The organism is Pseudomonas sp. BNK-44-b, from assembly GCF_047456245.1.
In the GTDB taxonomy this organism is placed as follows: domain Bacteria; phylum Pseudomonadota; class Gammaproteobacteria; order Pseudomonadales; family Pseudomonadaceae; genus Aquipseudomonas; species Aquipseudomonas machongensis.
Window position 1 is genome coordinate 995,290 of record NZ_CP179908.1, and the last position, 23,886, is coordinate 1,019,175.

The 23,886-nt window shown below is 64.6% G+C and carries 21 protein-coding genes; 17 read left to right on the forward strand and 4 right to left on the reverse strand.

Annotated elements, in window-relative coordinates; genetic code table 11:
- Nucleotides 1-69: 69 nt before the first annotated feature.
- From ACMGGG_RS04810 to mqo, 3 genes are all read left to right on the forward strand, one after another.
- A complete protein-coding gene (locus ACMGGG_RS04810) occupies nucleotides 70-1,134 on the forward strand; it encodes a DUF2066 domain-containing protein (RefSeq protein ID WP_414154970.1) in 1,065 nt (354 codons plus the stop codon).
- A 12-nt stretch (nucleotides 1,135-1,146) separates the two neighbouring features.
- Nucleotides 1,147-2,220 carry an AI-2E family transporter gene (locus ACMGGG_RS04815; RefSeq protein ID WP_054892889.1) on the forward strand — a complete coding sequence of 358 codons (1,074 nt, stop codon included), beginning with the start codon at nucleotides 1,147-1,149 and terminating at the stop codon, nucleotides 2,218-2,220.
- A 264-nt stretch (nucleotides 2,221-2,484) separates the two neighbouring features.
- A complete protein-coding gene (gene mqo, locus ACMGGG_RS04820; protein WP_063543592.1) occupies nucleotides 2,485-4,128 on the forward strand; it encodes a malate dehydrogenase (quinone) in 1,644 nt (547 codons plus the stop codon).
- Nucleotides 4,129-4,356: 228 nt separating this feature from the next.
- On the opposite strand, the gene ACMGGG_RS04825 is transcribed toward mqo, so the two are convergent.
- Nucleotides 4,357-7,782, reverse strand: a complete 3,426-nt coding sequence (locus ACMGGG_RS04825) for a hypothetical protein (protein ID WP_414154971.1) — start codon at nucleotides 7,780-7,782, stop codon at nucleotides 4,357-4,359.
- 330 nt (nucleotides 7,783-8,112) lie between these two features.
- Here ACMGGG_RS04825 and ACMGGG_RS04830 point away from each other — a divergent pair, with 330 nt between their 5' ends.
- From ACMGGG_RS04830 to ACMGGG_RS04840, 3 genes are read left to right on the forward strand one after another with little or no spacing between them, the layout of a single operon-like run.
- The gene (locus ACMGGG_RS04830; RefSeq protein ID WP_414154972.1) at nucleotides 8,113-9,465 is read left to right on the forward strand and encodes a cytochrome C; all 1,353 of its coding nucleotides are present in this window, start codon (nucleotides 8,113-8,115) and stop codon (nucleotides 9,463-9,465) included.
- 4 nt (nucleotides 9,466-9,469) lie between these two features.
- Nucleotides 9,470-9,967, forward strand: a complete 498-nt coding sequence (locus tag ACMGGG_RS04835; protein ID WP_414154973.1) for a sorbitol dehydrogenase — start codon at nucleotides 9,470-9,472, stop codon at nucleotides 9,965-9,967.
- Nucleotides 9,964-12,186, forward strand: coding sequence for a GMC family oxidoreductase (locus tag ACMGGG_RS04840; protein WP_414154974.1), 2,223 nt, complete (start codon nucleotides 9,964-9,966; stop codon nucleotides 12,184-12,186). Before ACMGGG_RS04835 ends, ACMGGG_RS04840 begins: the two co-directional genes overlap by 4 nt.
- A 44-nt stretch (nucleotides 12,187-12,230) precedes the next feature.
- Here the strand turns inward: ACMGGG_RS04840 and ACMGGG_RS04845 are convergent, their stop codons facing one another.
- Complete coding sequence (locus tag ACMGGG_RS04845; protein WP_112897678.1) at nucleotides 12,231-13,553, reverse strand: APC family permease; 1,323 nt, start codon at nucleotides 13,551-13,553, stop codon at nucleotides 12,231-12,233.
- Nucleotides 13,554-13,691: 138 nt separating this feature from the next.
- Nucleotides 13,692-14,516 (reverse strand): carbon-nitrogen hydrolase family protein, encoded by an 825-nt coding sequence (locus ACMGGG_RS04850; protein WP_063543604.1) that lies wholly within the window; start codon nucleotides 14,514-14,516, stop codon nucleotides 13,692-13,694.
- 177 nt (nucleotides 14,517-14,693) lie between these two features.
- On the opposite strand from ACMGGG_RS04850, the gene ACMGGG_RS04855 reads away from it, so the two are divergent.
- From ACMGGG_RS04855 to ACMGGG_RS04890, 8 genes are all read left to right on the forward strand, one after another.
- The gene (locus tag ACMGGG_RS04855; RefSeq protein WP_054892881.1) at nucleotides 14,694-15,479 is read left to right on the forward strand and encodes a helix-turn-helix transcriptional regulator; all 786 of its coding nucleotides are present in this window, start codon (nucleotides 14,694-14,696) and stop codon (nucleotides 15,477-15,479) included.
- 414 nt (nucleotides 15,480-15,893) lie between these two features.
- Nucleotides 15,894-16,058, forward strand: coding sequence for a hypothetical protein (locus ACMGGG_RS04860; RefSeq protein WP_172964786.1), 165 nt, complete (start codon nucleotides 15,894-15,896; stop codon nucleotides 16,056-16,058).
- A gap of 111 nt (nucleotides 16,059-16,169) precedes the next feature.
- Nucleotides 16,170-17,099: an FHA domain-containing protein gene (locus ACMGGG_RS04865; protein ID WP_414154975.1), complete on the forward strand. Its 930-nt coding sequence runs from the start codon at nucleotides 16,170-16,172 to the stop codon at nucleotides 17,097-17,099.
- An 8-nt stretch (nucleotides 17,100-17,107) separates the two neighbouring features.
- The gene (locus tag ACMGGG_RS04870) at nucleotides 17,108-17,470 is read left to right on the forward strand and encodes a hypothetical protein (protein WP_054892879.1); all 363 of its coding nucleotides are present in this window, start codon (nucleotides 17,108-17,110) and stop codon (nucleotides 17,468-17,470) included.
- Nucleotides 17,470-17,805, forward strand: coding sequence for a tetratricopeptide repeat protein (locus ACMGGG_RS04875; RefSeq protein WP_371105658.1), 336 nt, complete (start codon nucleotides 17,470-17,472; stop codon nucleotides 17,803-17,805). The genes ACMGGG_RS04870 and ACMGGG_RS04875 overlap by 1 nt, the downstream gene beginning before the upstream one ends.
- Complete coding sequence (gene sctV, locus ACMGGG_RS04880) at nucleotides 17,802-19,943, forward strand: type III secretion system export apparatus subunit SctV (RefSeq protein ID WP_054892877.1); 2,142 nt, start codon at nucleotides 17,802-17,804, stop codon at nucleotides 19,941-19,943. The genes ACMGGG_RS04875 and sctV overlap by 4 nt, the downstream gene beginning before the upstream one ends.
- A 59-nt stretch (nucleotides 19,944-20,002) precedes the next feature.
- Nucleotides 20,003-21,262 (forward strand): type II and III secretion system protein family protein, encoded by a 1,260-nt coding sequence (locus tag ACMGGG_RS04885; protein WP_370671064.1) that lies wholly within the window; start codon nucleotides 20,003-20,005, stop codon nucleotides 21,260-21,262.
- 30 nt (nucleotides 21,263-21,292) lie between these two features.
- Complete coding sequence (locus tag ACMGGG_RS04890) at nucleotides 21,293-21,709, forward strand: hypothetical protein (RefSeq protein ID WP_063546675.1); 417 nt, start codon at nucleotides 21,293-21,295, stop codon at nucleotides 21,707-21,709.
- Nucleotides 21,710-21,729: 20 nt separating this feature from the next.
- Here the strand turns inward: ACMGGG_RS04890 and ACMGGG_RS04895 are convergent, their stop codons facing one another.
- On the reverse strand, nucleotides 21,730-22,515 hold the full coding sequence (locus ACMGGG_RS04895) for a tetratricopeptide repeat protein (protein WP_414154976.1): 786 nt from the start codon (nucleotides 22,513-22,515) through the stop codon (nucleotides 21,730-21,732).
- Between the two features lie 139 nt (nucleotides 22,516-22,654).
- On the opposite strand from ACMGGG_RS04895, the gene ACMGGG_RS04900 reads away from it, so the two are divergent.
- Genes ACMGGG_RS04900 through ACMGGG_RS04910 form a run of 3 tightly spaced genes read left to right on the forward strand, consistent with a single transcriptional unit; the run spans nucleotide 22,655 to nucleotide 23,885 of the window.
- The gene (locus ACMGGG_RS04900; RefSeq protein WP_414155779.1) at nucleotides 22,655-23,206 is read left to right on the forward strand and encodes a type III secretion protein; all 552 of its coding nucleotides are present in this window, start codon (nucleotides 22,655-22,657) and stop codon (nucleotides 23,204-23,206) included.
- Between the two features lie 22 nt (nucleotides 23,207-23,228).
- The gene (locus ACMGGG_RS04905; RefSeq protein ID WP_054892873.1) at nucleotides 23,229-23,444 is read left to right on the forward strand and encodes a hypothetical protein; all 216 of its coding nucleotides are present in this window, start codon (nucleotides 23,229-23,231) and stop codon (nucleotides 23,442-23,444) included.
- Nucleotides 23,445-23,450: 6 nt separating this feature from the next.
- The gene (locus ACMGGG_RS04910; protein WP_063543614.1) at nucleotides 23,451-23,885 is read left to right on the forward strand and encodes a hypothetical protein; all 435 of its coding nucleotides are present in this window, start codon (nucleotides 23,451-23,453) and stop codon (nucleotides 23,883-23,885) included.
- Nucleotide 23,886 lies beyond the last annotated feature (1 nt).

Below are 23,886 nucleotides of genomic sequence, written 5' to 3' on the forward strand. Positions count from 1 at the left end.
TTTTGCTTGCCGCTGACAGCGTGCAGCTTGTAGCTTCTGCCCTGAAAGTCATCTGGACAGGAATCCTTCATGCGTTTTCTCAATTACCTGGCAGTGGTTTGCATAGGGCTGATCGGTGCAACGGCACAGGCCGAGACCGTATCGGGGCTTTACCAGGTCCGCGAGCCTGTCGATGGGCAGGGCAGCGAGGCGCGGACCCAGGCCACCGCCATGGCACTCGACACCCTGGTGCTGCGCCTGACCGGCGATGCCAAGGCGACGCAGAACCCGGCGGTGGTCGCCCTGCGCAAGGATCCGCAACAGATCGTCAATCAGGTTGGCAGCGACGCCGGCCCACCTGAATCGGTGGTGGTGGAATTCGACCCCGGCAGCACCGAGCGCGCCCTGCGCCAGGGCGGCCTGGCCCTGTGGGGCAGCAACCGGCCGTCGATTCTTGGCTGGTGGCTGTACGACAGTGTCGAGGGCAGCAGCCTGGTCGGAGATGGCCAGAGCAGCGCCGAGCCGCTGCGTCGCGCAGCCCAGCACCGTGGCCTGCCGCTGCGCCTGCCGCTGGCCGACCTGCAGGAACAACTGGTGGCCAATGCCAAGCAGCTCGAAGGCAACGACCCGGCGCCGCTGCGTGAGGCGTCCGAGCGCTATGGCGCCGATGCCCTGCTGGCTGTGCACGCCCACGAAGCCGACGGCAAGTGGCAAGGCAAATGGCAACTGTGGCTGGGCGAGCAGCGCGAGCAGGGCACGGCAGAGGGGGCCGACCAGGCCGCGCTGGCCGATGCGGTGATGCTGGCGATCAGCACACGCCTGGCACCCCGTTACGTCACCCGCCCGGGCGCGAGCAGCGACCTGCAGGTCCAGGTGCAGGGCATGAACCTGCAGCGCTACGCCGAACTGCTGCGTGTGCTCGAGCCCTATGGCCCGCGGCTGCAGATGGCCGACGGCGATACCCTGACCTATACGGTCACCGGCAATCGTGAACAACTGCGCGCGCAACTGGGGCTGGCGCATCTGCAGGAGGTGCCCGTCGAACCGGCGCCAGCCGCCGCTCTCGCTCCCGTAGCAGAGGCAGCGCCTGGCCAGGCGGTCGCCCCGCAGGCGGCTGCGCCAAAGCCGTTTGATGGCCTGCGTTTTCGCTGGTAAGGAGCCGCGAGCATGACTGATGTACGCCGTTGGGTATGGTTGGGCATAGCCCTGCTGATCGCCGTCCTGCTGTACCTGCTGCACAACATCCTCTCGCCGTTCCTGGTGGGCATCCTGCTGGCGTACCTGGCCGACCCGCTGGTCGATCGCCTGGAGCGCCTGGGCCTGTCGCGCACCTGGGGTGTGGTGGTGGTGTTCAGCCTGTTCACTCTGGTGTTCCTCGCCTTGCTGCTGGTATTGGTGCCGATGCTGGCCAAGCAGTTGCTGCGCCTGTACGAGCTGGCGCCGCAGATGCTCGACTGGCTGCAGCATGTGGCGCTGCCGTGGGTGCAGAGCCGCCTGGGCCTGGCCGATGGCTTCTGGAAGTTCGACAAGATCAAGGCTGCCATCGGCGCGCACATGGGCCAGACCACCGACATCGTCGGCATCGTCCTGTCCCAGGCCACCGCCTCGAGCCTGGCGCTGATCGCCTGGCTGGCCAACCTGGTGCTGATCCCGGTGGTGGGCTTCTACCTGCTGCGTGACTGGGACCTGATGATGGCCAAGCTGCGCAGCCTGCTGCCGCGCCAGCGTGAAGACCAGGTGGTGGGGCTGGCGGGTGAGTGCCATGAGGTGCTGGGGGCATTCGTGCGCGGCCAACTGCTGGTCATGCTGGCGCTGGGCGTGATCTACGCGGTCGGGCTGTCGCTGATCGGCCTCGAGCTGGGGCTGCTGATCGGCCTGCTGGCGGGGTTGGCGGCTATCGTGCCGTACATGGGCTTCATCGTCGGCATCGGTGCAGCGCTGATCGCCGGGTTGTTCCAGTTCGGCGGCGACCTGTACCCGATGCTGGGCATCGTCGCGGTGTTCATGGTCGGCCAGGCCCTCGAGGGCATGGTGCTGACCCCGCTGCTGGTGGGCGACCGCATTGGCCTTCACCCGGTGGCGGTGATCTTCGCCATCCTGGCCGGCGGCGAGCTGTTCGGCTTCACCGGCGTGCTGCTGGCGCTGCCGGTGGCGGCGGTGATCATGGTGCTGCTGCGCCATGTGCATGACCTGTATAAAGAGTCGGATATGTACGCCGGGGATATCGATCCCGAGCTTTGAACCTCCCAATCGCCCGGCCCACGTGCCGGGCGAGCCCCTGGGACAACCCGCCACCTTGACGTTCCCGCCGCCAATTTGTTTGTGCTGGCGTTTCGGTTACAATCCGCAATCGTTTCAGCCGACCCAGGTCAATCAGACCAATGGCTGAAGCGTGTAAGGGTTCTCTGGCTGCTGAACAATGATCACAAAAAGCCTGCGCTGAAGAACAAGAAACACCTGGGCCAGCCACAGGCCCCCCTCCGTTCTACTGACTGGAAGTGATCAATGTTCAAAAAAGCTGGCAAGACCTTGCTGGGTCTGGCTGTCGCGGCGAGCTTCATGCAAGCGCACGCCGACGAAGCCAAGAAAGTCGATGTGCTCCTGATTGGCGGCGGCATCATGAGTTCGACCCTGGGCGTATGGCTCAGCGAACTGGAGCCGAGCTGGTCGATGGAAATGGTCGAGCGCCTGGATGGCGTCGCCGAGGAAAGCTCCAACGGCTGGAACAACGCCGGTACCGGCCACTCCGCGCTGGCTGAGCTGAACTACACCCCGATGGACAAGGACGGCAAGGTCAACATCTCCAAGGCGATCGAGATCAACGAAGCCTTCCAGGTGTCGCGCCAGTTCTGGTCCTGGCAGGTTCGCCAGGGCGTGCTGAAGAACCCGAAATCGTTCATCAACACCACCCCGCACATGAGCTTCGTCTGGGGCGACGACAACATCGCCTTCCTGAAGAAGCGTTACGAAGCACTGCAGGCGAGCCCGCTGTTCCGCCCGATGCAGTTCTCCGAAGACCACGCCCAGATCGCCAAGTGGGTCCCGCTGATGATGGAAGGGCGTGACCCGAACCAGAAGCTGGCCGTGACCTGGACGCCGATCGGCACCGACGTCAACTTCGGCGAGATCACCCGCCAGTTCGTCGGCCACCTGCAGACCCGCGACAACTTCAAGCTGAAGCTGTCCAGCGAAGTGCAGGACATCACCCGCAACAAGGACGGCTCCTGGCACGTCGAGTACAAGAACCTGAAGGATGGCAGCACCTCTGCCACCGACGCCAAGTTCCTGTTCATCGGTGCCGGCGGCGGCGCCCTGAAGCTGCTGCAGAAGTCGGGCATTCCTGAAGCCAAGGAATACGCAGGCTTCCCGGTTGGCGGCTCGTTCCTGGTGACCGAGAACCCGACCGTTGCCATGCAGCACATGGCCAAGGCCTACGGCATCGCCTCGACCGGCGCGCCACCCATGTCGGTTCCGCACCTGGACACCCGCGTGCTGGACGGCAAGCGCGTGATCCTGTTCGGGCCATTCGCCACCTTCTCGACCAAGTTCCTGAAGAACGGCTCGTACCTGGACCTGCTGAGCAGCACCACCCTGCACAACGTCTGGCCGATGACCAAGGTGGGCATCGAGCAGTACCCGCTGGTCGAGTACCTCGCTGGCCAGGTGATGCTGTCGGATGACGACCGCTTCGAAGCCCTGCGCACCTACTTCCCGAACGCCAAGAAAGAAGACTGGCGCCTGTGGCAGGCCGGTCAGCGCGTGCAGATCATCAAGCGTGACGAAGAGAAGGGCGGTGTGCTGAAGCTGGGCACCGAAGTGGTGGCGTCCGAAGACCGCACCATCGCCGGTCTGCTGGGTGCTTCGCCAGGCGCCTCGACCGCTGCGCCGATCATGCTCAACGTGCTGGAAACCGTCTTCAAGGAGAAGGTCGCCACGCCTGAGTGGCAGGCCCGTATCCGCGAAATCGTGCCGAGCTACGGTACCAAGCTGAACGATTCCGCTGCTGCCGTGCAGAAAGAGTGGAACTACACCGCTGAAGTGCTGCAACTGGAGAAGCCGCCGGTCATCGACCAGAGCGTCGGGACCAGCACCGGTGTCGAGTCGACCGCACCTGCCGAGAGCAAGGCTGCCAACGACATGGCGCTGTAAGCTGCCTGAGGAGATGGCCTGTCGTCCGACAGGCCGTTGCCTGAAAAGCCACGAGGATCGCCGCAGGCGGGCTCGTGGCTTTTTTGTGCCTGGTTACAGTGTTTTGTGGCAGCGAGTCCCTGTGGGAGCGGGGCTTGCCCGCGAACACCGGCGAAGCCGGTGCCATCCACCGCGGCGCTCTTTTCGCGGGCAAGCCCGCTCCCACAGGGATGGATTGCAATCAGTGGCTCAATGATCCACGTGCAACTTGTCGTCCAGGCGGTTGCTCGACGAGCCATTCTTCTGCGGCGTCTCGTCGAAATGCTTCCATTCGGCCTCCTGGAAGCGGAACAGGCTGTCATCCTCCGGCGCCTCGCGGTCGCCGTAATGGTGGATCGAGTAATGGGCATACTCGACCTTGTCCGCCCAGTCGCCCTGCAACAACCCATCGGCCGCCAGGTCCCGGTACCAGTCGTTTTCCTTCTCGCTGGCCTTCTGCCGTTTGTTGTGATCGACGAAGTAACCGATGATCCCGCCGATCACCCCCAGCACCACGCCCACCAGGAAGAAAGGCCCGGTCAGCGCTGCGGCCGTGCCTGCACCGAACAGGCTGGCAGCACCGAGTACACCGGCCGAGGCACCGAAGGCACCGCCGGCGATCTGCAGCCCACCGGAGGCCTTGGCCAGCGGATCGCCATCCTTGATTGCGTTCTTGATGGTGAAGGCCCCCAGGACGATGTCGGCGAAACCACCGGCAAGGTCGGTGGCCGGACCCAGTACCTTGATCACCGACCCCGCAATCTTCGCCGCCTTGCCCGGTGGCAGCTTGACCGTGCCGGAGGCTGATACGGCGTCCTCCAGGCGCTGGGTAATGCCGCCATAGGCGTTCTTGGCGGCGTTGGCGTTGCCCGCGCCGTCACCGAGCACGTCGGAAAAGTCCCCGAGCTTGCTGCCGGGCAGGGTATCGAGCGCTTCGGCGATCTTGGCCTTGGTGCTCGCCGGCAGCTCGCTGAGCTTGAATTCGAACTTCGGCTCCTGGATCCCACCCTTGCCCCAGATCTCCGGCAGGGTCTTGTCCAGGCCGAGGAAATCGACCAACCCGCTCTTGCCGACCAGCCCGCCGATGGCATCGCCGACCTTGGCGAAGTGGCTGCCAGCGCCGGCAAAACTGACGAAGTCCTTGGCGATCGACAGGCGTTGCTGCCAGGTCTCGCCCAGCTTGCCGCCCTGGCCGACCAGTTGATAGATGCCCGAGAACAGGTTCACCCCGGCACCCAGCGTGCCGAGGATGCCCTTGCTGTTGAGGGCGCTGAACACCTCGCCGAGGGTGCCGCGGTCGGCAATCGGCACATAGGGCTTGGACAGCACGGTCTTCAGGTCGGCCTCGCTGATGCTGCCCTTGGCCATGTCGATCTGCGACAGCTCTTCGAGCACCTTGGTGACCACCGAGGACTTCTGCTTGCCCTGCAGCCCCTCTTCGAGAAACTTCTCGATGACCTCCTGGGTGCGCCGCGGCATGTCCAGCAGCGAGCCCTTGAGCACACTCTTGAGCAGGCCGAACAGGTCCTTGGTGGCCAGCTCCTTGTTCTCGTCGGAAATCTTGCTCGGGTCGCCGACCAGGTCATTGAGGTCGCTGGTCAGACCGTCGGCCTGGATCGACTGGGCCGCCTTGGTCGCCGCCTCCGGATCGAACAACGACAAGGCCGAGAGCGTATTGTTGAGGTCTTCCTTGGCCTCGTGGTCCTTGCCCTGCTTCTGCAGGTCCTTGAGGTAGGCGATGTAGTCGGGGTTGTTGGTCAGGTCGAGCAGCTTCTGCTTGACCTCGTCCTTGTTGGGGATGCGGTTGAGCGCATCGTCCATCTTCGACTTGTAGTCCTTCTGGATGGTCTCGTCGGCGAACAGGGTGCTGATCTGCTCCTTGAGCTTGCCGCCGTCGATGATGTCGTGCATGTCGGCGGAGGTGAGCTCGGTCTGCTCCTTGTCGAACACCCGCCATGTGCCGCCGAAGGCGCCGGGCTCTTCCTCGTAGCCGGTGATGCCGCGGCCGTTCTGGTAGGCGGCCTGCGCTTCGAGGGCGCGGACCAGCTTGGCGCGCGGGTCGTCCTTGGCGATCGAGCCGTCCTGCACGCCCTTGCGGTAGCTGTCGAGCAACTCTTTGGTGGCCAACTCGCCCACGGTCAGTTCGGGCGAGGATGCATCCTTCTCATCGGCCTTGACCCCGGTCTTGAGATTGAGCGCATCGAGTTCCTCGCGCGGTGGCAGGTTGTACTTGCTGCGGGTCTCATCGACCTCGCCCTTGGTCCAGCCTTCCCACTTGCCGACCACTTCGTCGTACAGCTGTGGGCTCAGCTCCTTGGAGACGATGAACTTGCCCTCGTCGGTCTCGAAGCGGATCAGGCCATCGCCCAGCTCGTCCGGCGAGCCGAAGGACATGTCCTTGTTCTTGAGGAAATCGTTGGGGCCGGCGAGCTTGTAGCCCTCCTTCTCGCTGTCGTGGATCTTGCCCCAGGTGTCGTTGGCGGTCGCCACCTGCTTGAACAGCTCCGGCGAGATGTCGCGCGAGACCACGACCTTGGTGCCGTCGTGGGTTTCGTAGGTGAGCACATTGTCTTCCTGGCCGGTGGTCCAGCCGAAGCCCTTGTAGTCGTTCAGGCCCGGGGCCTGGGTGTTGGCATCGGCCAGCACGGCACCGTTGTCCAGTGCGGTGCGGATGTCGCCAGCCTTGGCCGGGTCGCTGTAGACCTCGTGCAGGCCGGCCAGGTAATCGAACAGCTTGGGGTTGTCGTCGCGGGCGACCACCACTTTCTCGCCATTGTGTTCGTAGCGGATAAGGTCCGGGCCGACCTCGTCGCGGGCACCGATGGCCGTGCCGTCGAAGGGCGGCCAGACTTCATTGTCGGTGGCGCGCCGGTAGCCGTCGGCTTCGCTGGCCTGCAGGCCCGAGAGGCTGTCATAGGCACTGGCGGCGGCCTTGTACAGCTCGGGATTGTCGCGCTCGGACACCACGTACTTGCTGCCATCCTGGGTCTCATAGCGGATCACGCCCGGGCCGACTTCCTCGGCCGGGCCCACGGCGCGGAAGTCGCCAAGCGCGCCGGGTACCTGCTGGTCGGCGCCGGCCCATTGGTAGCCATCGGCGATGCTGCTGTTGATGCCCGAGAGTGCCTTGTAGTCCTGCGAGACCTGTTTGAACAGGTCAGGGTTGTCCTGCTCGGCGACGATGTAGGCCTTGCCGTCGGCGGTCTGGTAGCGGATCAGGCCGGGGCCGACTTCGTCAGCGGCACCGATGGCCTTGTAGTCAGCGAGGGTAGCGGGGGCCTGGGCGTCCTTGCCGAGCAGTTCGAAGCCGTCCTGCTTGCTCTTGGCGATGGCCTCCAGTGCCGGGCGGGCCTCGACGATCTGTTGGTAGAGCTTGGGGTTGGTGGCCTTGCTGACCAGCACGGCATCGCCTGCGGTCGTCACGTAGCGCACGGTGTCGGCCCCCTGGGCGCCAGGGGCTTCGATCGAGGCCAGCTCGCCCAATGCGGGCATCTGCTCGTCGGGCTTGGCACTGCGGTAGCTGTCGGCGTTGCGCTCGCTGTTGGCGAGCAGCACGCGGAAGGTGGCGGCGGGCTTGTGGTCGCGTGGCTCTGACAGTTTGATGTCGGCGCTGCGGGTGAGGGGGCTGGTCGACATGCCGTGAAACTCCTTTCGTCGGGGCAGAAAGGGCGCAAGGCGTGTCAGTGTTGCTGGACGCTCGGCGACCCTCGAGGCGGCTCGACGGTAGCAGAACAAGATGTAAGCAAAGATTTCAGTGCGCGGGAATTCACAACGTTTTACGTCTGTGAAACAGCGGTCCTGATCGGTACGGCAGAGGCAATAACCCTACCGTTAATCCGATTATTTTACCTATGGCAAATGGCCAGCTAGCCTGCAAATCAGCGTCAGGGATAACGCTGAATACTGGGACCATGAAGGGCCCGCCTCTTGTGTCGTCCCGACGCTTTATCTGCTGAGGAGACGATAATGAGAAAACGACCGAAACACCTGGCCTGCCTGGGCGCAGGCTTCACCAGCGTACTGGCCATGGCCGCTGTGGCAGACAGCCCCGTGCTGTCGCCGCAGATTCCCTTCGATGTCACCGTCGTGGCACCGCCCACACCTACCCTTGAAAGCCTGCAGCACGATTTCGACCTGTTGTCGTGGAAGACCTTCGTCGCCCTGAACTGGCCGGCCAAGCCCGATGGCAGTGCCGACACCGATGCGCCGATCGGCAAGCCGAACACAACGACGGTGTGGGAGTCGTGGAAGGAGAGTTACGAGATCTTCCTGCCCAAGGGGCAGAAACCTGTAGGTTGGCACGAGAAAGCCCCGCTTCCCGCGGCCTGTGAGGGCAAGGGCAACCTGCCTGTGCTGCAGCAGATGGGCAAGGTCGCCGGAGTGCTCGATGAGTTCATCCAGCCGTTCAAGACCGGGCCACTGGTCGACCAGAGCGGGCAGTACACGCGCAACGCGATCATGGTCAACCAGCCGATGTTCGACGATATCGTCAACAACGGCCTTTACAGCAAGGAGGGGCAACAGGCGTTCCTCGGCAAGAGCGACAACCGCATCGCCTTTGCCTGCGGTTCGAACGAGGATAAGCGGGTCGGCGCGATCATGATCAAGTCGGCCTGGAAGGTCCTCGACGCAAGCGACAAGGCCGATGAGTTCCATGCCGTCGATGCGCTGGTCTACACCCCAGGCAATGACGATCCGGACAAAGGGGCGCTCATCCCCGAGTCGTGCAGTGCGCAGAAGGTCGGCCTGGTCGGGCTGCACATCGTGCACAAGACCCAGGACGCGCAGCAGTGGGTGTGGTCGACGTTCGAGCACGTGCGCAACGTGCCGGAAAAGACTACGCCGGTGAGTGAGCGCAAGGGGCCGTACCTGTTCTATGACGCCAAGGCCGATCGGCCGATCAACGAGCCGCCGGCGCAGCCGTGGGATCCGTCGAAAAAGGCCGAGCCATCGCAGATCGTGCGCGAGATTCCGATCACTGCCGCCGCCCAGGCGCTCAACCAGCAGTGGCGAGGCGCGCTGGCCGGCACGGTCTGGGCCAACTACCAACTGGTCAGTACGCAATGGCCGACCAAGCCCGCCAAGGATCCGAAGTGCCAGGTACCGGACCCGGTCAATCCCTTGGGCTCTCCGGCGCCAAGCTTCCTGGCCAACGCGACGCTGGAAACCTACAACCAGGGCACCGTGCCGCAGGCGTCTTCGAGCTGCATGGAGTGCCACAACAACGCGACCACCCGGGTGACCGAGTCGCCGCGCACCAGTTTCGCCGACTTCACCTTCCTGCTTGAACGTGCCCAATCCACTGGCGCCAAGGAGTGATGCCATGAACGACCAGAACCTGCAGAACTTCATCGATCTTTCGGCGCTGCTGACGGGCCTGTCCAGCGACCACCTTGCTCCGTCCGACGACCCGGTCAACCTGCCACCGGTGTTTTTCGCCACAGCGCAAAGCGGCATGGGCGCGGCAGCCTTCAGCCATCTGCTGGAGCTGTTTGTCAGCCTCAAGGGCCGGCCCGAGAAAGAGATCGCCGCCGCCATTCTGGACCGCAAGGATTCACCGATCGCCCAAGGCGCGCGTTCGATCATGAAGCTCTGGCTGCTGGGCAGTTGGTACCAGCCCTACGACCTGAAGGACGCGCAGAAAACCAAAGGTGATATCCACGTGGTTTCCGACCAGGCCTACAAGGAAAGCTGGGCGTGGAAGATCGCCCAGGCCCATCCCATGGGCTACAGCCAGTATCACTTCGGCTACTGGGCCGAGCAGCCACCAACCCTCGAGCAATTCACCGGTGTCAAAGCCAAGGAAGGGCAGCAGCCATGAGCCTCGTACAAGCCAAGAACATCGAGCAAGCCGATGTGATCGTCGTGGGCGCCGGCATGGCCGGCAGCGTGATGGCCTACCAGTTGGGCCTGGCCGGGCTCAAGGTACTGGTGCTGGAGTCGGGGCCGGCGATTCCGCCGAACCGCAGCGAGTACCTGGAGCGTTTCTACACCGCGGTGCTCAAATCGCCTGAATCGCCCTATCCGCCTGAGCAGAGCGAGCAGACCCCGGACAAGCAGTTCGCCCCCCGGGCCACCATCCAGGACCTGATCACCGCCGGCGGCAGCGACCCGCACAAGGAGCAGAAAAGCTACCTGGTACAAAAGGGGCCACTGCTGTTCGCCAGCACCTACGAGCGGGTCGGTGGCGGCACCATGTGGCACTGGATGGGCACCGCACTGCGCCTGTTGCCCAATGACTTTCGCATGAAGTCGGCCTACAACGTCGGGGTCGATTGGCCGATCAGCTATGCCGACCTGCAGACCGCGTACTGCCGCGCCGAGGAGGAGATGGGCGTGTCTGCCGACGTGGCGGCCCAGTCCTACCTCGGCGTGACCTTCCCCGAGGGCTACCAGTACCGCATGCACGGCATCCCGCCTTCGCTGGTCGACCAGGGCGTGGCCAAGGCAATCGACGGCAAGCGCTATAACGGCATCACGCTGAAGGTGCGCCCGACCCCGGCCGGACGCAACTCGCAGAACGACAACGGGCGGCGGGTCTGTGCCGGTAATACCAGCTGTACGCCGATCTGCCCGATCCAGGCCAAGTACGATGCCACCGTGACCATGGCCAAGGCGCTGGACACCGGCAACGTGCGCATCCTCTACCAGACCGTGGCCAGCAAGGTGCTGGTGACCGACAAGCAAGTCAGTGGCATCGAGTTCATCCAGTACCAGGCCGATGGCAAGCGCAATGATGGCGTGGCCCAGGGCCAGCGTTACGTCATCGCCGCCCATGCCATCGAGACGCCGAAACTGCTGCTCAACTCCAAGAGCAAGGATTGGCCGGATGGGGTTGCCAACAGCAGCAAGCAGCTTGGCTGTGGCTTGTCGGACCACCCGGTGTACCTGGCCTGGGGCCTGATGCCCGAGGGTAAACCGCTGTTCCCGTTCCGTGGCCCGCTGTCGACTTCAGGCATCGAGGAAATGCGTGACGGCGACTTTCGCAGGAAACATGCGGCCTGGCGTATCGAGATCGGCAACGAGGGCTGGAACTGGTCGCAGGAGGACCCGTACAAGGCCGTTTGCGACTACATCGACGGGACCAACGAGGGCGGGACCAACCCCAAGACGTCGGCGCTGTCTGGCAAGGAGCTGGTGCAGCAGCTCAACAGCGTGCTGACTCGCCAGTTCCGCCTGGGCTTTCTGGTCGAGCAGTTGGAAAAAGACCCGGACAAGGCGCTGTGTCGAGTGAAGGTCAGCGATACCCTCACCGATGGCCTCGGACTGGCTCGACCGGAGATCGAATATGATTTTTCCGACTACACCAAGGAAGGGTTCAGGCAGGCGCGTTTGGCCGCAACGCACATCATCACCGAGCTGATGGGCGCCAGCGAGCTGACCAACTTCCATCCAGACAAGAACGACGGACCGCAAACGGTGTTCGACCATGGCAACGAACGCTATGCGTTCTATGGCGCCGGGCACCTGATGGGCACCTACCGCATGGGTAGCGACCCGGGCAAGTCGGTGGTCGACAAGCAGCAGCGCAGTTGGGACCACAAGAACCTGTTCCTGGTCGGCGACGGCGTGTTCCCCACCACCGGCACCGCCAACCCGACCCTGACCATCACCGCGCTGACCTTCCAGGCTGCCGATGTGGTGGCCAGCGACCTGCTTGCGCGCACCGTCGAGGTCCAGGCCAACCAGGCCTGGCAGGGGACCGGGGTGCAGGTCAATGGCCACAGTTGGCAGTTGGCGGTGTGCAAGGGCGGGCAGTGGACGGCCAACCCGGCGACCGGGTTCGTGGGCGCCAGGGGTAATGCCGGTTTGATCGCCAAGTCCGGCTATACCTTGCCTGGGCAGAACGAAGGTGCGCTGATCGGCCGTATCGGCAGCAACGGAACGCCGTTCCTGGTGGGGGACAAGGTGCAGTTGCCCCGCGGTCAGAAGGGCGAGCTGCAGTTGTGCATCAATGACGATCTGGAGGGGCGCTACGGGGTTGGTCTGCGCGACAACCTGGGCAGCTTGAGCGTCGAGCTGAGCTTCGGATCCTTGTAGTCCGCGATGGCAGGATGGGCACCGGCGTGGCCGGTGCCCTCCGATCACGCTTCTTCGAAATGCATTTCTGGCGGCTGCTTGCTGAACCCACCCGTCAGCACGGCCAGATACAGGATGCCCGCCGCCAGCCAGGCCAGGCCCAGGTAGATCGCCAGGTGATCCAGGCTCACCATCAGCCACAGGTCTGCCCCCAGGCCGATCAGCGGGAACACCAGGAACAGCAGCACCGCGCGCGGCCCGCGTTCGCCACGGCCGATCCAGTAGTGGAACACCACCGACAGGTTGACCAGGCTGAAGGCCAGGAAGGCGCCGAAGTTGATGAACGAGGTGGAAGTGGTGACATCCATGTGCAACGCCAGCAGCGCCACCACGCCGCACAGCACGATGCTGCCGACCGGGGTGCCGAAGCGCTCGCTCAGGCGCCCGAAGAATGCCTTGGGCAGTACACCGTCACGCCCCATGGCGAACAGCAAGCGCGAGGCGCTGGCCTGGGCGGACAGCCCCGAGGTGAACTGGCCGACGATCAAGCCGACCAGGAACAGGCTGACGAACAGGTCGCCACCGATGTTGCGGGCGATCTCGTAGGCCGCCGAGTCGGCGTTTTCGAACTGGGTGGAGGGGTGGGCAAGCTGCACGAAGTAACTGGCGGCGATGAACAGGAAGCCACCGATCAGGGTAATCAGCAGGATTGCCCGCGGGATGTTCTTGCGCGGCTCATGGGTTTCCTCGGTCAGGGTACTCACGGCATCGAAGCCCAGGAACGAATAGCAGGCAATCGCTGCACCGCTCATGATCAGCGGCAGTTGCACGCCTTCCTTGAAGAACGGCTCGAGCGACCACAGCGGTTTGCTCGCGTCCCCCAGCACATAGTGGATCGCCAACACCACGAAGGCCGCCAGCACGAGGAACTGCACCAGCATCAGCGCGCCGTTGATGTTCTTCGCCAGGCGCAGGCCGACCACGTTGATCGCCGTGGTCACGCCGATGAACGCCAGCACCCACAGCGCCTGTGGCACGGCGGGGAAGGCCGAGTGCAGGTAGGCTGCGCCGATCAGCCAGATGGCCATGGGCAGGAACAGGTAGTCGAGCAGCACGCCCCAGCCGGCCAGAAAGCCCAGTTTCGGGCTGATCGACTTGCGCACATAGGTGTACGCCGAGCCCGCCACCGGGAAAGCGGCGGCCATGCGTCCGTAGCTCAGGGCGGTGAACAGCATGGCGACGGAGGCAGCGAGGTACGCCGAGGGGACCACGCCGCCAGTGGTGTCGGCGAGGATGCCGAAGGTGCCGAGGACGATGATCGGGGTCATGTAGGCGATGCCGAACAGCACCACCGCACTGAGCGAAAGGGTTCGCTTGAGTCGGGCCATTACTGCTTACTCCAGATTATGTTTGTTATGCAGAGTCGAAATCGACGCAAAAAATGGCATCCCTTGCCCGTCGCGGGTCAGCGCTTTGCAGTCTGCGTGACCCTCAGGATTGTTGAGTTCCCTATAGATGCGGTGGTGTCAGCGGTTATCGATGATCAGCTCGCGCAGGCCGTTATCGTGCTCGCGCACTTCGCCCGGCAGGACGAAGCGGCGCTCGGCCAGGTAGCTGTAGTCGCGACGGGCAACATCCAGTTGCGCCAGGTCCAGTTCCAGCCCGATGCGGCACTCCTCGCGCCCGGCTTCGCAAAGCAACTGCCCGTACGGGTCGACCACCGCGCTGCCGCCGGCGAACACCAGGGCGCCATCACCCTCGCCGACGCGGTTGACCATCACCGCGAATGCCTGGTTTTCCATGGCGCGGCCACTGATCGCGGTGCGGTGGGTCGGCCCGTAGGGGTCCATGTTGCCGTTGGTCACCAGGATCAGCTCGACGCCCAGTTGGCCGAGGGCGCGGGCGCTTTCAGGGAACTCGATGTCGAAACAGATCAGCAAGCCGACCCGCACCCCCTTGAACAGCGTGGTGGCGTAGCGGTCGCCCGGAGTGAAGATGCCGCGGTCCGACGCCCACAGGTGGGTCTTGCGGTATTTCAGGGCGATGCCTTCAGCGGTGATCAGCAGGGTGGTGTTGTAGAAGCGGCCGTCTTCACCCGCTTCGGCCATGCCGACCACCACGCCGACGTCACGTTCGCGCGCTGCCTGTTGCACGGCGCGTACGCTTGGGCCGTCAAGGGGTTCGGCGAGGGTTGCGATGTTGTCTTCGCTGGGGAACCCCATCAGCTGGGTTTCAGGGAAGACCACCAGGTCGGTGCCGGCAGGGCAGGCGTGGATCGCCTCCAGGGTGCGGCTCAGGTTGTAGGCGGTGTCACCGTCGCGGCCCACCAGTTGCACGAGTTCGACCTTCATTGCTGTTCTCATAGACCCAATCTTTTATTGAAATGCCCGAGCCATGGCGGTGACATGACCGCCCGGTGAAAAACGGTCAGAATGCGCATCGGACCGAGGCAAGGCTTGCCCGAGTATGCGTCGGGCACCGTATCAGGGGTAATTACGCCCACGTGGTAACCCAACAGGGGTAGAGGCATGAACCTTACGCTGCAGGACCTGGCCTGGCACCGCTCGGTCGGTCACCTGGTCGAGACGCTCGACAAGCCCGGCTTCTGGCTCGCCCTGGTGCGCCTGCTCGATCAGTATGTGCCGTTCGACAGCTGGGTGGCCTTGCTCTTCAGCAATGGTAGACCGCAAGTGTTCGCCGAGTGTCCAGGCGAGGATGGCGGGCCCGACCCGCTGTTCCAGGACTACCTCAAGGGCCTGTACCTGCTCGACCCGTTCTACATCGCCAGCCGCGAGGCGCCGGGCAGCGGCCTGTTCCAGCTGGCGGACGTGGCGCCGGAGTGCTTCGAGCAGACCGACTACTACCAGCGCTACTTTCGCCTGAACGTGGTCGCCGACGAGGTGCAGTTCAATGTCCAGCTCGAGAAGGAGCGCACCTTGTGCCTGTCGCTGGGGACCAAGGGGCGTTTCAGCGCCGAGCAGATCACCCTGCTCGACCTGCTGCGCCCCTGGGTGGCCGGGCTGATGCGCCAGCGCATGACGTTCGAGCGTGAATTACTGGAGCAGGCAACGCCACCGGCGCCACGCTGGCAGAGTCGCCTGGAGGAAACCGTCGAGGCGCTGCAGACACCCCTGACGGCACGGGAACTGGAAGTGGGGCGCTTGATGCTCAGTGGTTGTTCGAGCAAGGAAATAGCGCGCAAGCTGGCGATATCCGCCGAGACCGTGAAAGTGCACCGCAAGCACATGTACAGCAAATTGGGCATCAAGTCACAGTCCGAGTTGTTCTCGCTGTTTCTGCAGGCGCAAAGTTGATTGAGTTCACAGAATTCATTATTTATCCGTTCATCCTACCGCCTTGTAATATTTGCCCTGTAGTGCCTCCTGGGTGACTACGTTTGTTCGATAACTGAACTTCACTGCCGGCTGTTTCGACCAGGAAAACAGCGCGTTTTACCCAATCCGAGACATTCCAAGGTATTCGGCCTTCCAGCTGAAGGCCTTGCTGTGCCTGGCTTGTAGCCTGTGTAAAGGCGCTGTCTGGTGATTTGTATCAAGAGTTTTCCCAACCTTTCACAACGTTTCACAGCAGTGGCGAATATTCATTGCCTAACATGGGCCCCGTGTTGGAGAGCGACTGCCTACATCCCCTTCGGTCGCTGTCTTGCACGGACTTCTACCCGCCTCAAAGCGGCTTCTTACGAATCCCTATCCTGAAGGAGTATCACCATGAGCAACGTACCTCCAGCAAGCAGCGGTGGCGGCGCAGACGCAGCAATCGCCAAGATGGAAGCCACTTTCAACATGGCTATCGAGAAGTCGGCCCAGATCACCGAGCTGACCACTGCCAAGAAGGCTGAGCTCGACGCCACCAAACAGCGTCCGCAGAACTGACGTTGTGCCTTGCGGGCGGGGGTTGCTCCGCCCGCATGTCTTGCAACGACGCATTTTTCGGCAAGGGTCTGAATGGCCGTTGCCCGTGGTATTCACGGTGGTGCCCCGCCCATGACAGCCCTTACCGCTCTGGCCGCCGTCACCGGTGGCGCGACAGCCTCCAAGCCGGTACTCAGCGTCACCCAGGGTCTGCACCAGGGTGGCCGGATCAGTCTGGACGGCACCCAGTACACCTTCGGCAGCACACCTGATGCCGACTTCATTCTCAATGACCCGGGCGTCGAGCCCCGCCATCTGGTATTGCGCCTGGCAGACGGCAAGGTCGCAGTCGAGGCCGTGGGCGGCGAAGTGCGGGTCGAAGACCCGCAGGGGCGGGCGATCATCGTTCCGCTCGGCAGCGGTTATCGCGCTCAGTTGCCGCTGCGTATCGCCTTGGGCGAGGCGCAGTTGAGCCTGGAGCACGAACAGCCCGCGCGCGCCGCTGCCGCAATCGCACAGCCCCAGCACGCCTCGGCATTCACCCGCACCCACGTCGCGCTGGCGCTGGGCCTGATGCTGATCTGCGCCTTCGCCTACGCCATGCGTGGCGAGCCACCCAAGCCCCTGGCCGCCAGCGTGACCCCCGTACCGCGCGCGCCGCAGATGCCTTCGCTGGCGCAGGCCCATCAATGGCTGGGGCAGCAGTTGCTGGCCAACGGCCTGGAAGGCGTACGGCTCAGCGAAGCAGGCGGGCAACTGGTGGCCGAGGGGCGCCTGGACCTGACGCAGAAGGCGCGCTGGCTCGCCGTACGCCAGGACTACGACCAGCGCTACGGCCAGCAGGTGATGCTGCACAGCACGGTCACCGCCCAGGCGGATGTCGCCCGTCCACGGGTGCGCTTCCAGGCGGTGTGGTTCGGCAACAACCCCTATGTGATCAGCGAAAGCGGCAAGCGCCTCTATCCCGGCGCGGCCTTGGCCGACGGCTGGATGCTGGAACGTATCGACAGCGACCAGGTGATCCTGGCCAGGGGTGAAGAACGCTTCACCCTGACCTTATAGGACCGAGCATGAGGATCGAACCGCGGCCATTGTTGCCGTCTTCCACCGAAAAGACCGCCTCCGTCGAGGCCGTACGCCCGCTGCAGGCGCGCCCCAACGCCCGCTTCGATGCGCTGCTGGGCAAGCGTGAAGTCGCTGGCCGCCGTTCGCTGCGCGCAGAGCTCGAGCAAGCCTGTGCCGGCGAGGAGATCAACCCGGACCTGTTCAGCGGCACCCGCGCGCTGGACCTGTTGCAGTACCTGCTGGACGAAGTCATGCCGTCGCTGGATGCCGAACCGGAGATCCGCGAGCTGGCCGAAGACCTGCTTCGTGAAGAGATCCACCTGCGCCAGTCCCTGGAGCAGCAACGCGCCGAGGTGCAGGAACCATGATGTCCCGCGAACGACACGACAGCATCGAACTGCTCAAGGGCCTGGGCGACCTCTACCGCCGCAGCGGTCAGCCCCAGCGCGCGCTGGTGATGCTGTTGATCGCCGCGCAGATGGCCCCCCAGGACGGCACGCTGCTGCGCTACCTGGCCATGGCCTTCACCGACAGCGGCAACGCCAGCCGCGCCCTGAACGCACTCGACCGCCTCACCGAGCAGGAAGGCGAGTCACCCGGCCTGTTGCTGCTGCGCAGCCATGCGCTGTGGCGCGGTGGGCGCAAGGACGAGGCGCGTCAGTGCTTCAAGCGCTACCTCAGTGCACGCAGGGCCGCCCGATGAGCCCGCTCGATCGCCTCAACGGCCTGGCGCGGGCGGCGTCCCAGCGCACCGACGTGATCATCGTGTCGTTCATGCTGATGGCCATCGCGATGATGATCATCCCGCTGCCGACCTACCTGGTCGACGGGCTGATCGGCCTGAACATCGCCCTGAGCATGCTGATCCTGATCGTCGCCTTCTATATCAACCACTCGGTGGAGTTCTCGGCGCTGCCGCCGCTGATCCTGCTGAGCACCCTGTTCCGCCTGTCGCTGTCGATCACCACCACGCGGTTGATCCTGCTGCACGGCGATGCCGGCCATATCGTCCAGGCGTTCGGTGACTTCGTCATCGCAGGCCAGGTGGTGGTCGGCCTGGTGGTGTTCCTGATCATCACCGTGGCGCAGTTCGTGGTCATCACCAAAGGTGCCGAGCGGGTTGCCGAGGTGGCCGCGCGCTTCACCCTCGATGCCATGCCCGGCAAGCAGATGAGCATCGACAACGACCTGCGCAACGGCGACATCGACCAGGCCGAAGCCCGTCGCCGTCGTTCGCGCCTGGAGCGTGAAAGCCAGATGTTCGGCGCCATGGACGGTGCGATGAAATTCGTCAAGGGCGACGCCATCGCCGGCCTGGTGATCCTCGCGGTGAACCTGCTGGGCGGCATGCTGATCGGCATGGTCGAGCGCGACATGCCGTTCGGCACCGCAGTGCACACCTATTCGCTGCTGACCGTCGGTGATGGGCTGATCGCACAGATTCCGGCGCTGCTGATTTCGGTGGCGGCCGGCACCGTGGTCACCCGCGTCAACAGCGACGGCGCCAGCGGTGACCTGGGGACGGAGATCATTCGCCAGTTGGGCGCCAGCCACCGTGCCTTGTTCCTCACGGCATTGATCCTGCTGGGCATCGGCCTGCTGCCGGGCTTCCCGGCGGCGGTGTTCTTCGTGCTTGCCGCAGTGCTGGCTGGCTCGGCGTTCTACCTCAAGCGTCGCCAGGCGGCCGAGCAGGCTGAGCCGGTGCAAGCGCCGGAGGCCGAGGATGAACCCCAGGTGCCAGCGGTGGAGCCCAGCGTGTCGGCGAGCAAGCCGCTCAACTGCCGCATCCTGTTGGTCATGGGGCCGGGCCTTGCGGCCAGTGCGCCGGAGCAGCCGCTGCGCCAGCGCTTCGAGGCGCTGTGCCACGAGATCCGTGGCGAGCTCGGCATCGATGTGCCCTTGGCCGCCGTGCATGTGGACGCGAAGAGTGCCGCCCAGCGCTTCGTCATCGAACTTGAAGGCGTGCCGGTGAGCGAAGGTGAACTGCCTGCCGATTGCCTGCTGCTCAGGGACGACCCGGTCAATGTGCAGTTGCTCGACATCCCGATGATCGAAGCCGACTCGCCCCTGGCTGCGCGCAGCGCCCACTGGATCGCTCGTGAGTACCAGGAGCGTCTGGAACAGGCGGGCATCGGCTTCATGCTCCCCGAGGAAGTCCTTCGGGCGACGGTCGAGCGCACCCTGCGCCGCTACGCGGCAGATTTTCTCGGCATCCAGGAGACCCGTGCGCTGCTGGAAAGCATCGAGGGCAGCTATGGCGAACTGATCAAGGAAGTGCTGCGCAACCTGTCGTTGCAGCGCATGGCCGAAGCCCTGCGCTACCTGGTTGCAGAGGGTGTGTCGATCCGCAACCAGCGCGCCTTGCTTGAGGCCATGGTCGACTGGGGTGGACGCGATGCCGACGCCGCGCACCTGGCCGAGCACCTGCGCGCCGCCCTGGCCCGACAGATCAGCCACCAATATGCCGACCGCAACCGAGTGATCAGCGCCCTGGTGCTGGCGCCGGCTTTGGAGCAGCAGTTGCGCACGGGCATGCGCCGTCAGGACGGTGGCCGCGAGGCGATTCCCGAGCAGGTCAGCCGCGCCTTGATGCTGCAACTGCGCCAGGCCTGCGAGCGCCTGCCCGAAGACCGCACCAGCGTACTGCTGGTGCACCCGGAACTGCGCCGCCACCTGCGCCGCTTGGTGCTGCGTGGCGACATGGAGCTGGCCGTGCTGTCGTTCCGCGAGCTGGCCGGTGAATACAACCTGCAGGCCGTGGGCACCCTCGAACTTGGCGACACCTCTCAACGCCGCTCCACCAGCGGCGCTTCGGTCACTTCTCTGGCGAGTGCTTCATGATCGGTTCATCACGCATCGGCGCTGTGTTTCATTACCGTTTGTGGCTGGGTCTGGCCGGCATGCTGCTGTCGTTGCTAGCCTGCGCCGACGAGATCGCAGTGGGCAGCCATGGCCGCCTGGACCTGGCATCGGGCGAGGGCAGGGTGCTGCATTTCAAGGCGCCGGTGGCCTCGGTGCTGGTTGCCGAGCCGGGCATCGCCGACCTGCAAGTGGTGTCCGACGGGGTGATCTACGTGTTCGGCAAGGCGCCGGGGCAGACCAGCCTGATCGCCCTGGACGATGCGGGCAAGCAACTGGCGGCCTTGAACCTGTCGGTGAACAACGCGACCCAGAGCGTCAGCCGTCCGCTGCAGGACCTGCATCCGGCCAGCGGCGCCCAGGTCAGCGCCGTGGGTAACCAGCTGGTGGCCAAGGGCTTGGTCAGGGATGTCGGCGAAGCCAGTGACCTCAATGCATTGCTCGACAACCAGAGCCCGGTACCAGCGGTCAACGCCGCGACCTATGCCGGTTCTGCCCAGGTCAACATCCGTGTGCGCTTTGCCGAAGTCTCGCGTTCCGAGCTGCTGCGCTACGGGGTGAGCTGGAACGCACTGTTCAACAACGGCACCTTTTCCTTTGGCTTGATCACCGGTGGTCGCCTCGCCGCCGACGCCGCCAGCGGTGCATCGAATGTCATCAGCGCCGGCCTCAGCTCGGGCAACGTCAACATCGACTCGATGCTTGAAGCCCTGCAGAGCAATGGCGTGCTGCAGATCCTCGCCGAGCCGAACATCACCGCCATGACCGGGCAGACCGCAAGCTTCCTGGCGGGCGGTGAGATCCCCGTGCCGGTGCCGGTCAACCGTGATCTGGTGGGCATCGAGTACAAGCCTTTCGGTGTCTCGCTGCTGTTCAGCCCGACGCTGCTGCCCAACGGCCATATCGCCTTGCAGGTGCGCCCCGAGGTCAGCAGCCTGATGGGCTCGGACACCACCGACGTCAACGGTTACCGGGTGCCGTCGTTCCGCGTGCGACGCGCCGATACCCGGGTCGAGGTCGGCAGCGGCCAGACCTTCGCCATTGCCGGCCTGTTCCAGCGCGAAAGCAGCCAGGACATGGACAAGGTGCCGATGCTCGGCGACATGCCGATCCTGGGCAACCTGTTCCGCTCCAAGCGTTTCCAGCGCAACGAGACTGAACTGGTGATCCTGATCACCCCGTACCTGGTGCAGCCGACGCGCGAGCGCGACCTGGCCACGCCCCTCGATGCCCTGCCGGGCCCTGCGACCGCTTCGGCGGGGCCACGCAGTGGCGGCAAGTTCGGCTTCTACATGAACTGACCGGGAGCGACCATGAAATCGATCTTTTCCATGTCGATGATCAGCGCCCCCGCCGGGCGCTGCTGGCTGTTGCCATTGGCACTGCTGGCTGGCTGCCAGACACACCTGGAGCCGGTCTCCTACTCCCCTGATTTCCAGCACAAGACACTGGCCAACGGCAGCACCGAGATCCTGCCGGTGGAATGCCTGAAACCGGCGAGCAAGGATGACTTCGGCCTGGACGAGGACTTCGTGCCACTGCTGCCGCCGGGCTGCGCCAACAACCTCACGCTGATGCGCATGGTCGAGCAGCCGGACGACCTGGCTCAGGGGCGGCCGACCGGGCCGACCATGGCGGCGCCCGTGGGGCGTGCCGCACAGGTCTACATCGAGGGTTATGATCGCGCCGAGCTGCGTCGACGCCAGGATGAGCAGCAAGCGCGCGCCGATCGCCAGGAGAAGCAATGAAACGCGCCCATGTGCAGGTGCTAGCGACCGTCCACCAGGCCCAGCTCGCGGGCCTGGGCCTGGGCATCCGGGATCGCCTTGATGCGCCGGGCTTCGTTCAGCAGCGTCTGGCGTTCGCTGGCGGAGAGATCGTCCAGGGGCAGGCCGGCGACATCCTGCTCGCGGCCGGCCAGTACGGTGACCAGCAGTTCGTTGCGCTGGTGCCGGGGCAGGGCACGCGGCGACTGGCCGACCACGCGCACGGTGTCCAGGGCCCGTTGCGCCTGACCGCCGAGGGCGTAGGCCAGGGCCAGATTGCAGCGGGTGTCGAGGTTGTCCGGTGCCAGCGCCAACCCCTTGCTGAAGGCCCCTTGGGCGGCCGCTGCCTGGCCGCGCAGGATCTGCGCGATACCCAGGCGGTTCCAGGCCTCGGCGCTGTTGCCACGCTCGGCCGCCTGGGTCAGGGACGTGACCGCACGCTCCAGCTTGCCCTGGCGCAGTTGGGCGCTGCCCAGTCCCAGCAGGGCGTCAAGGGTGTCCGGCTGCAGTTCAAGCGCCTGCTGGTAGGCCCGCTCGGCAGCGCGCGCGTCGCCTGCGGCCAGTGTGGTGTCGCCCAGCTTCTGCCAGGCTTCGGGATGGCGCCCAGGTTGCTGCGCGGCATTCTGGTAGAGCGCCGCAGCCGAGGCGGCATCGCCGCGCTGCTGCAGATCGCCCGCCAGGTGCATGAGGCGGTCGTAGCCCTCGTCGGCAGTGTGTGGCTGGCTGGTGCAGGCGCCGAGCAAGGTGCTGGCGATCAGAAGCAGGGTGGACGGCAAACGCTTGGGCATGGACAGGACTCGAGCGGACGACTGAGTGGCCATTCTAGCGACTTGATGTGTGATTTCGACTGCGCTTCATACGATTTCACAGCTGTGAGCCGCGCCAGGGAGGTAATCGCCCATGCGTAGCCTGCTCTGGCTCACCAGCATGCTGCTGGTTCTGCTGTCGTTGCCGGTGCGCAGCGACGAGGGCAAGGACGAGCCCGACTGGTTCGCCCAACCCTACGCCTATGCCCTGGTCGACCAGGACCTGCGCGGCGCGCTGAGCGAGTTCGGGCAGAACCTGGAGCTGGTCGTGGTGGTGTCCGACAAGGTCCGCGGCAAGGCCCGCAGCCCGTTGCGCAGCAGCACTGCCGGCGACTTCCTCACCCAGCTGTGCGACAGCAACGCGCTGGGTTGGTACTACGACGGCAACGTGCTCTACATCAATAGCAACGATGAAGTGGCCACGCGCCTGTTCCGTCGCCAGCCCGGGTTGGACCTGGAGCAGTTGCGCGACTACCTGCAAAGCCTCGATGTGTACGGCCGCCAGTTGTCGCTGCGCCCTGGCGCCGAGCGCGACGAACTGCTGGTTTCCGGACCGCCCGCCTACCTGAACATGATCCAGCAGCACCTCGACAATCGACCCCAGCCCGTCGCGACGTCCGCAGTCTCCCGGAGTATCCGGGTGTTCCGCGGCGCCAGCGTCAGCGATCACTGAAAAACCACCCAGGAGAAGCCCCATGGCCGTTACCCCGATCGATACCCCCGGCAGCACCCCGAGCAGCGCCGAAGCGCGCTTCGATGCGGCGCTCGACAAGTCCCAGGACGCCTCCGACGATCCAAGCTTCCAGGAGGCGCTGGTGAACCAGGCCGTGCTGATCGGCGGGCAGTTCATCATCATGCCCAAGGCCCAGGAAATGCTGAACGAAGCCCAGTCTTCGGACGACGACGAGTAAACGGCCATGACAGCCAGTCTCGCGACCACGGCGGCACTGCCGCCGTCAGGAGGACAAGGGGGGCTCGGTGCCTCCCAGAACCTCTTCGAAAACATGGCCAACAGTGCCAAGGGCATGCCTGAAGGTGCCAGCCCTCACCAGATCGGTGAAAGCCTGATGCAGCGCCTGGACGGCTTCATCGACCGCTCGCGCACCTTCAGCGCTCGGGCCGAGTCACTCAGTCACGGCAGCCCGGCGATGCCATCGTCGACCCCGGCCGCAGGCCCGTCGCCGTTCGTGCCCACCGGCGCCGAGGGCGCGCCCAAGGTCGGTGATACCCAGGTCGCGAACATCGTCCAGTCGCTTGGGCGGATGTTCGATTACTCCATCGAAACCCAGATGGTGGTACGTGGCGCGACCCAGGTTTCCGGCTCCGCCAACACCCTGCTCAAAGGACAATGAA